General features: G+C 37.3%; 11 protein-coding genes. 6 read left to right on the forward strand and 5 right to left on the reverse strand.

What is annotated here, in order from left to right:
- Positions 1-285: 285 nt before the first annotated feature.
- Complete coding sequence (locus tag C8N46_RS07705) at positions 286-3576, reverse strand: amidohydrolase family protein (protein WP_108114305.1); 3291 nt, start codon at positions 3574-3576, stop codon at positions 286-288.
- Between the two features lie 262 nt (positions 3577-3838).
- On the opposite strand from C8N46_RS07705, the gene C8N46_RS07710 reads away from it, so the two are divergent.
- The 5 genes from C8N46_RS07710 to C8N46_RS07730 all read left to right on the forward strand — a co-directional run bounded on the left by C8N46_RS07710 (position 3839) and on the right by C8N46_RS07730 (position 8774).
- Entirely contained in the window at positions 3839-4105 is a 267-nt protein-coding gene (locus C8N46_RS07710) for a hypothetical protein (protein WP_108114306.1), read from the forward strand.
- A gap of 4 nt (positions 4106-4109) precedes the next feature.
- Positions 4110-5711: an FAD-binding protein gene (locus tag C8N46_RS07715; protein ID WP_108114307.1), complete on the forward strand. Its 1602-nt coding sequence runs from the start codon at positions 4110-4112 to the stop codon at positions 5709-5711.
- A 113-nt stretch (positions 5712-5824) separates the two neighbouring features.
- On the forward strand, positions 5825-6727 hold the full coding sequence (locus C8N46_RS07720) for a DNA/RNA non-specific endonuclease (protein WP_158269103.1): 903 nt from the start codon (positions 5825-5827) through the stop codon (positions 6725-6727).
- Positions 6728-6743: 16 nt separating this feature from the next.
- Positions 6744-7703, forward strand: coding sequence for a CHAT domain-containing protein (locus C8N46_RS07725; RefSeq protein WP_158269104.1), 960 nt, complete (start codon positions 6744-6746; stop codon positions 7701-7703).
- A gap of 15 nt (positions 7704-7718) precedes the next feature.
- Complete coding sequence (locus C8N46_RS07730; RefSeq protein ID WP_108114310.1) at positions 7719-8774, forward strand: hypothetical protein; 1056 nt, start codon at positions 7719-7721, stop codon at positions 8772-8774.
- Here C8N46_RS07730 and C8N46_RS07735 read toward each other — a convergent pair whose 3' ends face one another.
- The 4 genes from C8N46_RS07735 to C8N46_RS20815 are packed head-to-tail and all read right to left on the reverse strand — an operon-like array spanning position 8775 to position 13294.
- Complete coding sequence (locus tag C8N46_RS07735; RefSeq protein ID WP_108114311.1) at positions 8775-10070, reverse strand: APC family permease; 1296 nt, start codon at positions 10068-10070, stop codon at positions 8775-8777. It abuts the gene before it with no gap.
- Positions 10071-10082: 12 nt separating this feature from the next.
- Positions 10083-10655 carry a YdeI/OmpD-associated family protein gene (locus C8N46_RS07740; protein WP_108114312.1) on the reverse strand — a complete coding sequence of 191 codons (573 nt, stop codon included), beginning with the start codon at positions 10653-10655 and terminating at the stop codon, positions 10083-10085.
- Positions 10656-10658: 3 nt separating this feature from the next.
- Positions 10659-11996: a M28 family metallopeptidase gene (locus tag C8N46_RS07745; protein ID WP_108114313.1), complete on the reverse strand. Its 1338-nt coding sequence runs from the start codon at positions 11994-11996 to the stop codon at positions 10659-10661.
- A gap of 32 nt (positions 11997-12028) precedes the next feature.
- Positions 12029-13294, reverse strand: coding sequence for a DUF6265 family protein (locus C8N46_RS20815; protein ID WP_211314482.1), 1266 nt, complete (start codon positions 13292-13294; stop codon positions 12029-12031).
- A gap of 335 nt (positions 13295-13629) precedes the next feature.
- Between C8N46_RS20815 and C8N46_RS07755 the strand changes: the two genes are divergently transcribed.
- Entirely contained in the window at positions 13630-15405 is a 1776-nt protein-coding gene (locus tag C8N46_RS07755) for a helix-turn-helix domain-containing protein (RefSeq protein WP_108114314.1), read from the forward strand.
- The last annotated feature ends 39 nt before the right edge of the window (positions 15406-15444 follow it).

Genomic DNA, 15444 nt, shown 5'->3' on the forward strand with positions numbered 1-15444 from the left:
AAAGTACTTCTCGATACATTTTTCCTTTCATTTCGACAAGCTCAATGTGCAGGAAAAACACTCGAAGTGACGTTTGGTTTTTTTATTGAAAAATTTAAAGATTCAAAGATTGAAAGTTTTAATTTTATTCAACATTCAACATTCAACATTCAACATGTCAGTTCGAGCATTATCGCAGATACCGAGCGTAGCTCATGAGAACAGTTTGAAAATATCAAAAATCGTCAATCATCAATCGCAAATCGTACATCCAAAATCGTCAATCAAAAATCGTCAATCAAAAATCTACTGATGTCCTAAATGACAGCCACAGCCAGGACGCATAAAGCTATTTGATTCTTCGTGCCACGGAAATGCTGCGTTGTATTTATTATTTTCCCAATAGAATTTGGTGCGTTCTTTCGGTTCGTTTCCGATTTCGTTCATGGTTTCAGTGTCATATAAACGCCCATTTATCATTGTATGTGTAATGCTTTCTGTGTTTTGAATGTTTTCTAACGGATTTTTGTCTAAAATGATCAAATCTGCCAATTTCCCAACTTTTAAAGAGCCAATATCATCATCAGCGCCAATGTATGCTGCAGGATTGATAGTCGCCGTTTTTAAGGCTTCCATTGGCGACATGCCGCCTTGTGCAATCATCCACAATTCCCAATGCGCGCCCAATCCTTGCAATTGTCCGTGTGCGCCCATGTTTACTTTTACACCTTTGTCTGCCAAAGCTTTTGCCGTTTTTGACACCAAAACATGTCCGTTTTCGTATTCTTCATCGGGTAACATCGTACGATGTCTGGAACGCGCATCAATAATACTTCTTGGCGTATATTTTAAGAGTTTTTCGTTTTCCCAAACATTGGTTTTTTGATACCAATAGTATTCTCCATTGACACCACCGTAATTTACAATCAGCGTAGGCGTGTAGCCTGTTTTGCTATGTCCCCACAATTCCAAAACGTCTTTGTACACAGGCGCAATCGGAATGTTGTGTTCCACACCAGTGTGTCCGTCCATAATCATGGTCATGTTGTGGTAGAATGTTGAACCACCTTCTGGAACTACAAAAATTCCTTCTTCACGTGCTGCTTGTAGTATTTGTTGTCGTTGCTCTCGTCGTGGTTGGTTGTAACTTTTTACGGATAAGGCGCCAAACGCTTTGGTTCTTCTGATAGAAGAGCGCGCGTCGTCTAGATTGTTGACTACGGCTTTAAAATCGCCATCGGCTCCGTAGAGAATGAATCCAGTAGAGTAGAGGCGTGGACCGACGAGTGTTCCGTTTTTAACCAATTCCGATAAGGCAAATACTGTTTCGGTATTGGCAGATGGATCATGAGCTGTAGTAACGCCAAAAGCTAAATTCGCATAGAATTGCCAGTGCTTTTGCGTGGTGAGTCCATAACGAAATGCACCAATATGTGCGTGTGCATCCACCATTCCTGGTATGATGGTTTTTCCAGACATGTCGTAGACTTTCACATTTCTTGGAATGCGAATATCACTTGTTTTTCCAATGGCTTCAATACGGTTTTCCTTGATGATGATGGTTCCGTTTTCAATCACTTCATCATTTTCCATCGTAATGATACGCGCGTTGGTGAATGCAATACGACCTTTGGGTTTGTCCGTTTCTAATTGCAAATTGATTTTGATGCCTTCTGTGGTAATTTCGGTGGTTTTTTCTGGCGAATTGTTTAAAAACGTAAACTTGTCTTTGATGTCATTCGAAAAATATTCGTCGCCCAACGTCCACATGACTTTTTTGCTATTTGGCGACCAATGCAAATTCACACCAGCATCTTTTGCGATTTGGGTTACAGGAAAGGCTTTGGTTTTATTATCCAAATCTACGGTTTGTCCAGTAATTATCATTGGAGCAACGTAGGCTTTGTGCAATTGTGAAAAAGCAATCCACTTGTTGTCTGGACTTGGTACGATTCTGTTTGCATATTTTGAGGTAAAGTGCGTGCGTTTGTCATTTCCGTGAAGATTCACGCTAAGCAATGATTTTGTGAGATTTCCAAAATAGGTGCCGCCAGTTTGTAAAAAGATACGTGTTCCATCTGCAGAAAACAATGGATATTCTCCTTGTGCAGTGACGAATTTTGTATCGCTTCCATTAGACTTCATGATGTAAATACCCGCATTTTTATCATAGGTAAACCCTTGATCGCTGTTGCCTTTTTCTTTTCTGTAAACAATATGTGTTCCATCTGGCGAGAAAGAAGGTGTTCTAAAGCTTCCTTTTTCAGAGGTCAATTGTATAGAATTTCCGCCATTTATTGAAATTTTACGAACCGAACCTAAATTCAAATCATTCCAAGTAACATATACAATGTTTTTCCCGTCTGGTGAAAAACTAGGTTCAAATTCAAAGTCCGTTCCTGAAGTTAAGCGTTTGGGTATTCCGTTGGGTAATTTTTTCGTCCATAAATAACCGACAGCATTAAATACCAACGTTTTTCCGTCAGGAGAAGTGACTGCTTGTCGAATGACTTTTGCATCAAATTCATCAGGTGCCACAGGTGTTTTAAACGAAATCGCATCTGCAATTTGAAGCGTTGCATTTACGGTGAACGGAATGTTGGTTACTTTTAGAGAATTAATGTCAATTTTCTGAATTTTTCCATCCGCCCAAAATACAATTTCGGTATTATTTGGCATCCAGCTAAAGTTCGGATATACACCAAATATTGCCCACGCTTCTTGTTGGTCTTTGTCCAACGCATCGTACAATGGCAATTCTTCGCCCGTTTCTAAATCGTGCAAGTATAAAACAGATTTGGTTCGTACTCTTTTGATGAACGCGAGTTTTTTACCATCTCGTGAAATTTGTGGACGCGATGCGCCTCCAGGTCCGCCTGTAACTTGTGTTGTTTTTCCCGTTTCAAAATCGTAGCGTTTGATGACATAGATTTGCTTATTTGGGTCTTTGTTGTATTGGAATGAGCCGCCAGGATATACGTCTTCACTGTAATATAAATACTTTCCATCAGGTGAAATAGATGGTTCGTTGACATCTTGTTGCGCATTTTTACGTTTGGTCAATTGCAAGCCTGAACCGCCTGTAATATGGTATTGCCACATTTCTCCTGCACCTAAGGAACGTGTTGAAGTAAAGTGCTTTCGCGCCACAAACGAATTCCCATCAGGCATCCAAGTGGAATTGTTGAGCAAGCGGAAGTTTTCTTTGGTAATTTGTTTCGCATCTGAACCATCAGCATTCATCACCCAAATATTATCACCGCCACCAGCATCACTGGTGAAGAGAATTTTTGTACCATCGGGACTGAAATGTGGTTGAATTTCAAATGGAATTCCTGTGCGTAGCGCTTTGGCTGTTCCGCCAGAAATAGGAATGGTATAAATATCGCCCATCATGTCAAAAACAATCATTTTTCCGTCTGGACTTACGTCTAAATTCATCCACGTTCCTTCATTGGTAGTGAACGAATGGTCTTTGTAATTAAAGTCACCTGTAGGATTGGAAACATCCCATTTTTCTGTCGTTTTTTTGTCTTGTGCGAATGTTGTACACATCAAGAAAAGTCCTAAAAGGGCAAAAAGATTGGTTTTTAACATTTGGTTATAGGTTTACGCTTCTAAATTAGCCAATATCACGTTAATATTTCTTAAAAGAGTGTTAAGGTGTTTTGCGGAAGTTCTAAAAACTTGGCAACGAATGATTTTAGGGTGTTTTTACCCTTTAAATTCTATCAGAAAGCTACTACTTTTATACTTTACCAAAATTTAAGGAATTATGAAGCTAGGATATAAAACTTTCGTTAGATGTTGCGTTGCGGTTATTGTATGTTGTTTATTGTCATCGTGTTATACAGTTCGATTGAAAAATGTGTATGGCGATCCAGAACCCGATCCGTTTAATGATGCAACCGATTATTATCGCTATATGAAAGTACGTGAAATTGATACAACGATTAAAATTTCAGTAACGGATAAAGACTTTACCAAACTAATTAAAGACTGTTCGGAAGGAATTTACATTATGGAATATCGCAATACGTTTGGTGGTATTTTGTTGAGCGCTGTCACTTTTGGGAGAAAACGCAAAGTGAAAGCAAAATATGTGTGTCTAAAACCTACAAACTAATCTTATGGCTACTACAAAATCACATCCAAAAAGCTCTTGGGATACGCTGCACAACAACGGACCTTTTCCGTTGAAAACCTTGCATGTTACCGAATTGGAAGGTTCAGCAAATATGTTTTCTAAATACGACCGCTACAACGATGCAGCCAAAGAAATACAACGATTGATTCGTGAAGCAGCGGATAAAAATGAAGGTTTTAGAGCTTACGGTTCGGCGTGGTCGTTGTCGCATATTGCACATCAAAAAGACAACATGCATTTTAATAGTTTTATGAGCATTCACATTCCAATTCCGCAAGAGTTGAGTCATGAAAATTCATCCTATGCCAATGAGAATTTGTTCTTTTTTGAATGTGGAAATACCATCAAGCGCATTTCAGAAGTATTGAGTTCGCATGGAAAATCGCTTAAAACCAGTGGTGCCAGTAACGGACAAACCATTGCAGGTTGTATTTCAACAGGCGTTCATGGAGCTGCATTGAATGTAGGTTCCATTCAAGATTATGTTGTTGGATTGAATTTGATTATTGGTGATAAACCTACAGATATTGTGTATTTGGAGCGACATACCCAACCAGCTTTGAACGATGATTTTGCCAAGAAAATAAAGGCGAAAGTTATTCGAAATGACCATTTGTTCAATGCAGCGTTGGTCGGATTGGGCGCGTTTGGATTTATACACGGTGTTGTCATTGAAGCTGAAGATCGCTTTTTATTAAAACGTTATGTAAAAAAGATTCCAAAAGATTTGGCATTGCAATTGGCAGATACCATGGATTTTAAAAATTCTACCTTCAAAATTGACGGCGAAGTAGATGCAGACGGAAAACCATTGCGTCCGTATCACTACAAAGTATTTATCAATCCGTATACAAATGACAACGAATATGTGGTGGAAGTGATGTATAAAAAACCGTATCAAGTGCCGTATCCTGATCCGTTTCCAGTGATTAAAACGTCTTTGTATAAAGACTTGATTTATTTGTTGATTAAAATCTCAGAGAAATTTCCGAAAAGCATTCCGTGGTTCATCAAACAATTGCGAAAAACCATTTTGCCTGCGGTTGATGAGGAAACCTTGGGAACGTTGTATGAAACCTTTTGGGACGCACCATATCAAGGTCCAGCCTTTGCCTGTTCTGTGGGAATTGATCATACAAATTCTTCCAAAGCATATAAAGTGTTGGAAGAAATGACACAAAAAGAAGGTCCGATTCCAGGAATTTTTGCCATGCGATTTGTAAAGCAAACCGAAGCCACGCTAGGGTTTACGAAGTTTCCAATAACCTGTATGTTGGAAATTGACGGTGTTTTATGGGAAAAATCACGGAAAATTATGAGTCTGACCGAATATTCGCGTCGTATGATTGAAGTTTTGCAGGAAAACGACATTCCTTTCACAATTCATTGGGGAAAAAATTCCGATTGGAAATTTCCAAATTTGGTCAACGATATGTTTGGCGAAAAAGTAGCAGAATGGAAAAGCTATCGTAACGGATTGCTTTCTACAGAGATGCAACAAGTATTTTCCAACGGTTTTTTGGAAGACACAAATTTGCATCTGCCAAACAACACCAACGACGAAGATTTGATTGTTTCACTGTAAGGACAGAAACTTTTACCAACAGAGTTGTGTAAACTTTTAAAATTTAATAATTTAGAAACGCATTAATATAACTGGTTTTGGGGTATTCAGTCAATTTTTTCGAAACGCACGCTGTGTCAGCACCAAGCATCGGCAATCGTGAAACACAGAAGTTCACTACGGCAAACTTGGTAGTTTCTGACTATTATTTACCGTATGTAAATTACAGTGTGTTGCAAAATCCGTTTCGAAAATTTCCGTATTACTCCGCCGTAAATGTAGATGGTAACCATTTTCATAAACTCAAAAGAGAACATATTTTTGAAGGAAGTGAGCGTTGGTTGAAAGATGCGCGTATTCCAGCAGAAAGTCAGTGGGGAAATGCGTTGTACAATGCTGAAAAGAACGATTTTGACAAAGGACACTTAGCAAAACGCGAAGACGTACAATGGGGAATTGACGCAGAAGCTGCTAAAAATGCAGCGCGTTCAACCTTTTATTTTACCAATGCTGTTCCGCAAGTAAGCAAGTTGAACAGAGGCGTTTGGAAAAGCATTGAAAATTATATTTTGCATCATGAAGTGGTAAAACATAACATGAAAATTTGCCTGTTTAGCGGTCCAGTTTTTAGCGCAGACGATCCTGAGTTTTTAAAAACAGTAAATGGTGAAAAGGTACTTTTGCCGTATTTGTTTTGGAAAGTGGTGTATTATGTAAAAGATGGAGAATTACACAGAGCAGGATTTTTAACAAGTCAACAGCGAGAAATGCAGAAAAAACGCATTATCAAACCTGTGAGTCGCTCGGAAGAAGCTGTTCGCGCTACACATTTCAATGCTTTTAAAGATGCAGAAACCTATCAAGTGAATGTGAATTTTATTGAAAAATTGAGTGGTTTGTCGTTTGAAGCTGCGGCGGAAATGTTTCAGAGTAACGACCCAGAGCGCATTATTTTATCACGTGTCAACGTGCGCAATGTGAGTAACGAAAGTGTGCAGATGGAAGCACAAGCCAATAGTATGAATTTAACCTTATAAGATCATTTCAAACAAAGTGAACATATTATTTATCAAAGCCAATCCGATAGACAGCGATGCACTGCGTTTGGATGTGGAAGAAAACGCCATACGCGATGTGTTGGACAGTTGTGACGATAAAACCAAATTCGATTTTGAGTCGCGAGGCGCAGTTACCAAAGACCTTTTGATTGATCATTTGCTAAAAATTAAACCGAATATTCTACACATTTCTGGACATGGAAACACGGAAGAACAATTGCTGTTGGAAGATGTCGATGGTTACAAAGAAGAAGTGTCTATTGAAAAGCTGTCCAATGTGTTGTCGGGTTTTACCGATCATATTCAGTGTGTGTTTTTAAATACCTGTCACAGTTTGTCGGGCATGGGCGATTTTAATGAAAATATTGCCTATATCATTGGGATGAAAAACGAAATTCCTGATGAGGTTGCAATTAGCTTTTCGCGAAATTTCTACAATGCGTTGTTCAATGGCAGAACGATTAAAGATTCGTTTAAAATTGCCTTATCACGCATTGCAATGACCGATCAAGGAGATGAATACATTCCGAAATTAATCGTGAATAAAAAAGCAATTGCCGCTACTCCCATTCCTAAAGAAGCTGTAGAAAATGACGAAGACGAATTAATCAATACCATTATTTCGGAAGCTGAAATTGCAGAAGCTAAAAACGGCTATCAGCAAAGTATCAACTTTCATTATAAAATCATTTTTGGTGCGATTGCGATTAGTGTTGGACTGTTCTTGTTTCTGTACTTTAGTGGCAATAACGATTTAACGTCTTCTTTAATTGGATTGATTCCGAGTGCGTTTGGAAGTTATCCTTTTTTAGAGATTCAAAAGCGGAAAAACAGAATTACGCTCATTCGTGTTTTTGAATTGAAACGCCAACGATTGCTAAATGCCTTGTCACAATTATCACCAACCGAGCGCAGAGAACTCAACGACGAATTTAAGCGATTAATTATCATTTAACACAGAAAAAATCACATGAAAACCTATAAATCCATAGAAGAAACCATCGCTGACGTCCGTAAAAAAGACAAACGTTATAATTATGTGATATTGATTGTTGTGATATTAATGATAGCAGTCATAGCCTCGTTGATTATTTATGCACAAGACAAGCGAAACCGTGCGAACGAAGAGTTAATTGCCAAATATGAGCTAGAACTTATAGAAAACAAACGATTAAGAATGCAAGATTCATTGCAAACGGATTCCATTACACAATTGGTAAAAACCTTGCGAAAAGAATTGGCAACTATCGAGCGAAAGCTGGACAAAAATGAAATTCCAGAAGCCGATAAAATGGTTGTACTCAACAATGTAAATTTGGCACAAGACAAACTCAACCGAATCACCAATAATGTTATGGATCATACCATTGTGCGGTATTACAAGCGCAAAGCCGATGGCAATCGTATTGAACGTTTGATTCAGTCGATGAAAGATCCAAAATTCAATCTAAATTTAAAACAAGTTCCTAATGACGACGGACGTACAAGTGTAAATACTGTTTGGTATGGCGCCGATGTTGAAAAAGGAGAAGTTCGTGAATTGGTGAATGCGCTTTTACAAATTGGCGTAAACATCAAAAATGTAAAAGAATTTGACAATCCAAGCACGAAAGATTGGAAAAGCGAAGCTATTGAAATTGGTTACGAGGCATTGCCAAATACGACAAAAAGCGTGACCAAAGCCGATTTGTCACGATATGTAACCAAAAATACCAATAGTAATTATTATGTGCGACTCTACTCGTACAATCCGAATGCGGTTGTTAAAAGGAATTTAACACAATACATTAAAAAGCAAAATTACAATCTCAAAGTATATCCAGATTGGGAAAAGAAACCAAGTTTTTTCTCGAATTCGCCCACCATTTTTTACTATAGCGATAAAAGCAAAGCTGCCGCTGAGGAATTAAAAAATACCTTAAATAAGTTAAATAGAAGACTAAATTTCACCATAAAACGCGGCAATGGTTATGGCATTGAAAAACGCGATTTAGATAACACATTTATTGTGCATTATTTGCAGTAATTAGTGTTTATTCTCTGATTTCTTATACACATATTCCAAGAGAAAACAGCCTACAATAATTCCTAAGGCGATATATACATCTAGTGGTTTTTCAGTAAAATGCTGTATCAATAATGCAATCATCGCAACAAAACATAATAATGCACCAATAAAGGGAATGCTTCTTTTTCCATCAATCTTTTTTGCGAGTTTATATCCTGTGCAATTCACAATCGCAAACACTAGTAAAAAACCAACACTTCCTGCCGTAGAAATGCTTTCTAAAGGCAAGGTATTGACCAAAATGAGCGTTGCTATTGCTGTGATAAACAAGCCAATAGGTTGGTTCCATAATTTATGCGTAAATTCTCTAGGGAGCTCATCTTCTTCTGCAATTTCATAATTTACTCTACTACCGCCATAAAGCGATGCATTGATGGCAGAAAAAGTAGATATCAATGCAGCAATGGTAATGATGGTAAATCCAACTTGTCCTAACATTGGTTTGGCAGCTTCCGCTAAAACATAATCTTGTGCCTTGGCAATTTGATCAAATTCCAACGAACCTACGGTAATCGTCGCAATGACAAAATACAAGGCAATCACAAAAAGGATGGACCAATAATAGGCTTTCGGAATATTTTTTTTAGGATTTTTGATATCAGTCGCAGCGTTGGCAATCAATTCAAAACCTTCATACGCTACAAAAATAACCATTCCAGCAGTGAGTAAATCGAAAGCAGCTTCCCAGTTTGCGGGAGATAATTGTGTCAAATTCGGATTTCCAATCAGTCCAAACATTCCTATACCTACAAACGACAGTAAAATAATAAGCTTGATGATAACAGCATACGATTCTATTTTGCCAACTATTTTAATACTGTAATAATTGATGGCTGTTGCCAGAATGATAATGCTTGAAGAAAATATATGAGAATCTATAGTTGTATCACCTGTAAGTTGTAGTAAATTCGGCGCATACGAACCAAAAGCAGATGCATACAAAGCGAGCATGATGATATAACTTACCCACAACAAATTGTTGATGCCACCACTAAAAATACCAACACCAAATCCTTCGTTGATAAACTTTACAGTACCGCCTTTATCAGGAAATTTCAAGGATAATTTTACGTAACTATACGAAGTAATCAGTGCAATACCACCTGCAATAAGAAAGGAAATTGGCGTGCCGCCTTTTGCTAAGGCAACGGCAAGTCCGAGAACCGCAAAAATTCCTCCACCAACCATACCGCCTATTCCAATAGACATGGCTTCTTTAAGACCTATTTTATCACTTTCGTTAGAATTAATCATAAGAAATTATCATTAGGCATTTCTACTCTTGATATTCGCTTTACACAATCGAATAATTTCAGTAATACGCTTTTCGCGAGTCGTCTCGCGTTTGGCTTGATTGAGCCAATATAAATAACTTTTTCGATAAGAAGGACTAAAATTTTGATAGTTTTCAAATGCTGTCGGATTGGCATCAAAAGCGATTTGTAAATCCTTCGGAACCATCAAGTTTTCTACATCATCCAGCGCTGTCCACGAACCGTCTTTGATAGCTTCAATCATTTTTTGCGAACCGCTTTCGTGCATTTTCCCTGCTGCAATCAATTCTACGATGTAGGTTTTATTCAATTTGCTCCACACGCTTTTGGGTTTGCGTGGACAAAAATATTGTCGCCTGCGTTCGTCGTCTAGTTTTTTAACAGTACTATCAATCCACCCAAAACACAGCGCGACTTTCACGGCTTCTTCCCAACGCATGCTTTCTGCATCAGAACTTACTTTGTAAAAAATCAAATACACACCTATAGACGTGTCGTGATTTTTTTCCAGCCACGCACGCCACTCGTTTTCGTTTTTAAAGTAGAGTTCTTTGTGTTTCGTCATATACTATCGGAACGTTTTTGCAGGAAAGACAATCAAACTTTCATGACCGTTTTTGCTCACAGAAGCGATTCCAAAGTAATAATTATCTATCACAATGCCTTTGAGTGTATATTCAGTTACATTGCCCACAAAGCGCGAATGTTGCCATTGTGGCGCTGTGGTATCACGCCAGTAAATCTTATATCCAATAATGTTGTCATCTTCTGATGCTGACCATTTGAATTTGGCACTTGGTTCCACAATTCCGCCAATTTTCACATCTTTTGGCGGCAACGGTGACCACGCCAAACTCGCCAAATTAATTGCGTTTACAGCGGTTAGTTTTTTAGCATAATCAAAATTAACACCTTCAATGACATCACCGTATTTGATGCCGTTTTCTTCACGAATATCTTGGTGTTGGCGATTGTAATTTTCATGCGCTTCCATGATTCGAATTCCTGCAAAGCCCAAATCGTTAAACGGTCGGTGATGTCCGCCACGACCAAATCTGTCCAAACGGTAAATCATCATTGGGTTCATTTCTGGCATGTAGGTTTGCGTTTGCTTGTGCACATAACGAGCCAATTGTCGCGAAATACCATCTACTTCACCACCGTAAAAACGTCTTGCTCTTCGTTCGCGCTCAGTTTCGTTGGCTGGAACAGGTTCAGAGAAAATTCGGAACGAACGGTTGTCAATCACGCCATCTACACCTTCAATATTTCCAATCATGTCATTGTTGAGTACGCCAATAATATCCCAACCTTGCTCTTTCGCATATTTTGCCAAGCCTTGCCCGCCAAACAATCCTTGTTCTTCGCCAGACAATCCCACATAAATGATACTGTTTTCAAATTGATATTTCGATAATACTCGTGCAGCTTCAATAGTTCCTGCCATTCCCGAAGCGTTGTCATTCGCTCCTGGAGCGTCTGTGGTAAAGTCCATCGTATCGCTGGCGCGCGAGTCAATATCACCACTCATAATCACGTAGCGATTTGGATATTTTGTGCCTTTTTGAATCGCCACTACATTCACAACCCACGCATCTTTTGGCACACGACGATTGCCTTCTTTCGTTACAAAATCTTTTTGGTAGAATACATTCAAGCAGTTGTCACAATTGCTAGAAATTTGATCGAATTCTTTCTTAATCCATCGTCTGGCAGCGCCAATACCGCGTGTTTCTGAAACCGTGTCGCTAAAGGTATTTCGCGTACCAAAATTCGCCAACGTTCGGATATCATTTTCAATACGATCCGCCGAAACCGCATCAATAATGTCGTACAAACGCGGGTCGGTTTGTGCTGTTGCAATGGTGATGGAAAAGAGTAGGAGAGCGAGGATATTTTTTTTCATGTTTTTTATGCTAAATGTTTATGTTGATGAAATTATTTTTTTGTGTAATAAAAAGGAACAATGGCGTTGCTGCCGTCTTTTTGTCCGATGGTTACGTACACAATCATGTTGTTGGCGTCGACGGATTCAAAAATCATTCCTTCAAAAATGGCTTTGTTGGGCGTGACTTTTATCAGCGGGAAATCCACAGTTTCGTCTTTGGTTTCCCAACCTTTTAAGTCGTTGTTAAAATGTTTCAGGCGTAATAGCAGACTATTGTTGACTTCCGAAATCGTTTCAATTTCATAAAAATTCACTTTTCCATCTACAATCAGTTTAAACGTTGCCATCATAGAGCCGCCCGAAGGTTCGCTCCAGTTTTCTTCCGTAATACCGCCGAACGCTTCGCCTTTCCAATTGCCTGCAATCCAACGTATATTTTCTAAGGTTGGCGCAAGTGTTTTTTCGGGTTCGGCAACTAACGCTAGTTTGTTATTTGGTTGATTCACCGCAATACGCGTAATGTTGTCAAAAGGTGCTTTGTCAAACAGTTTGATAATTTTCCAGTCCTTATCCTTTTCGGGATGGAATCTGTACAAGGTTTTTCCTTTTGCCATCAAGATAGAACCATCATTCAACCAACACATGTCTTCTACATTTGGAACGGTGTTGGCGATTTTTTTAGTTTCGTACGTGTTTACGTCAAGCGAACGAATTTCCCAAGCCTCATTTTTTTTACTAATATAACTTACCAAATTTGAGTTGGGAATGTTGTGTAGTGAGCGTCCAATGTTAGTGTCACAAGTAATTGAATGATTTTCTTTGTAATTATAGACTAAGAGTTCATTAGGATTCCCAAGTTCAAAATACACCAAAATATCTTGATTGTACCAAACATAATAGCCAATTACAGTATCTTGTAAGTAAGGTTCATTTTCATTATTAGCATGATAAATATATAGAGCTTGTTTTCCCGTTGTATCTAGACGAACTGCTGATATTTCTTTTGTATTAGGAATCTTCATAGGCGAATATTCACTGCCTTGTGGTGTGTTGCTCAACCATTGTTTTTCACCATTGTTGGTATGATAGGCGGCAATATCGGTTTGTCCGTTTCGGGTAGAAGCGAAGAGGATTTTATTTTCGTATTGAAACGACGGTTGATTGTCGTAGCCTTCGTTATTAGAAATATTTTTTCCGTCTGTAAGCTGTATTTGATTGTTTTCTATAGAAAGATTAAAAAGAAAAACTTCCGTATTGGGTTGACAATACATCGCAAGCGGAAGCACCAATACGAGCAAACGCAGTATTTTTTTCATATTTAGACCAGATTAGTTAGGTGTTTCTAAATGTACGGATTTTTGAAAAAACGCTGCGTTTTCGTGTCTATTTTAACAGAATAGGTTTAAGATGTTTGTTTCTCTTTCATTTATCAAATTGTTAAAAAGCATTTTCTAGTTTTTGTGTAAGTTTTTTGATGATAGCTTTTTTTTTGAGATTTGCTTAAGAAATAATATTGAATTTTCTTTAAAAAGTATTCGTAAAATCATGCGTTTTTAATTTAAACAGTTTACTTGATTATAGGCGAGTAATTCCATTCAAATTTATGGCGAAAAAGCGTTTGGGTTTTTGTAGATTTGAAAATCTTTAGCTAATGAATACTACAAAATCTATAGCCGTACTACCTTTTGTCAATATGAGTAATGATATTGATAATGAATTTTTTTGTGATGGAATTACAGAAGAAATTATCAATGCTCTGACAAAAATTAAAGAGCTTAAAGTTATTGCAAGAACATCTTCATTTGCTTTTAAGGGAAAAGATATAGATGTAAGAATTATAGGAGAACAACTTGGAGTAAATACGATTCTTGAAGGAAGCATAAAAAAATCTCAAGAACGACTTAGAATTACCGCACAGTTAATAGATGTTAGCGATGGAATACACTATTGGTCTAAAAAATTTGATAGAAAATTAATTGATATTTTCGACTTAGAAGATGAGATTAGTTTGGCAATTGCAGATGAGGTTCGAAATAATTTTGGACATTTTGATGTTCAAAAACAATTAATTACCCAACCTACAAGTAATATTGATGCTTATCAATTATTTTTAAAAGGACGCTCATTACAGTTAAAATGGACACCTGAAAGCATAAATCAAGCAATATCTTATTACAACCAAGCTATTGCTTTAGATAAAAATTATGCGAAAGCCTATTATGCTAATTTACAATGTTATGGCTTATTGGCAATGTGGGGTTATATGCCTTATGAGGAAGCAATGGATTTGGCAATTAGTAATCTTTTAGTAGCCAAAGAAATAGACACTTCTTTGCCTGAATATCCATTATCTTATGTAGGTAAGTTTTTTTGGGAAGAGTGGGATTTTAAAAATGCGTATCTACACATTCATAAAGTGTTAAAAATAAATCCGAATCATATTGATGGCTTGGAAGCCATGACAGAGTTATTTATAGCACTAGGTTTTTTTGACGAAGCTTTAATGTATGCAAACAAATTGTTGGAGGTAGATCCGCTCTCAGCAAATAATTATTACACATTAGCCCATATTTACTACTATCAACGTCAATTTGATGTAGCACTAGATAATGTTGATTATGCATTAACGCTTAACCCTGAATTAGAGTTAGCACATCATTTAAAATGTTTTTGCTTGATATGGCTTAACAAAAAACAGCAGTTTGAAGAGTTTATAGCTGGAACGTTACTGATAGAAGAAAAAGAACTACTATTTAGACTTATTAATGAAAAAGATGCTAAAGTTCCAGAAGAAATTATAATAAAATGGGCAAATAATGGTAGTAAAGAAACTTTATTGGTTCCTTATGACGTATTTATTCTAAGTAATTCAAGTTACACAGAGTTGGCGTTTTCTCGTTTACATGATATGATTCAACAAAGGCGAGGTCAAGTTATAAATTATAGGCAAGAACCTTTTTTACAACCGCTTCATAAAATACATTCGTTTACAGAATTGCATTGTTCCAATTTGTCGCTTTCAGATGTAAAATCACCTAAGGAGGACAAAGAAAAATTAGCTTCAAGTATTTTAGATGATGCACAAATAGCAATCATAAAAGAAGAATTGCTTACGTATTTTGATGAAGAAAAACCATTTTTAAATCCACAATTGAGTTTAAAGCTTGTTGCAGATGTTTTAGAATTAAATACGAATAAAATATCTTATGTAGTCAACAAAGCCTTTCACCTTAATTTTAACGATTTTGTTAACTCTTATCGCTTAAAACACTTCAAAAATATAGCTTTAGATCCTAAGAATTCGCATCTTACGATTCTTGGATTGGCTTATGATAGTGGTTTTAACTCAAAAAGTGTGTTTAATACGTATTTTAAAAAAATTGAGGGTATTACTCCAAGAGCTTGGATGAAAGCCAATTCATGCTAACTCATTATTAGTTCGTTTCAAATTATAATTCAGAACGAT

Origin of the sequence: Kordia periserrulae (assembly GCF_003054265.1) — a bacterium.
Lineage (GTDB): Bacteria > Bacteroidota > Bacteroidia > Flavobacteriales > Flavobacteriaceae > Kordia > Kordia periserrulae.

Excerpts from the sequence above, each read along its gene's own strand:
- C8N46_RS07705 (WP_108114305.1), bottom strand. The coding sequence starts at position 3,576 with ATGTTAAAAACCAATCTTTTTGCCCTTTTAGGACTTTTCTTGATGTGT.
- C8N46_RS07715 (WP_108114307.1), top strand. The coding sequence starts at position 4,110 with ATGGCTACTACAAAATCACATCCAAAAAGCTCTTGGGATACGCTGCAC.
- C8N46_RS07730 (WP_108114310.1), top strand. The coding sequence starts at position 7,719 with ATGAAAACCTATAAATCCATAGAAGAAACCATCGCTGACGTCCGTAAA.
- C8N46_RS07735 (WP_108114311.1), bottom strand. The coding sequence starts at position 10,070 with ATGATTAATTCTAACGAAAGTGATAAAATAGGTCTTAAAGAAGCCATG.
- C8N46_RS07740 (WP_108114312.1), bottom strand. The coding sequence starts at position 10,655 with ATGACGAAACACAAAGAACTCTACTTTAAAAACGAAAACGAGTGGCGT.
- C8N46_RS07745 (WP_108114313.1), bottom strand. The coding sequence starts at position 11,996 with ATGAAAAAAAATATCCTCGCTCTCCTACTCTTTTCCATCACCATTGCA.
- C8N46_RS20815 (WP_211314482.1), bottom strand. The coding sequence starts at position 13,294 with ATGAAAAAAATACTGCGTTTGCTCGTATTGGTGCTTCCGCTTGCGATG.
- C8N46_RS07755 (WP_108114314.1), top strand. The coding sequence starts at position 13,630 with ATGAATACTACAAAATCTATAGCCGTACTACCTTTTGTCAATATGAGT.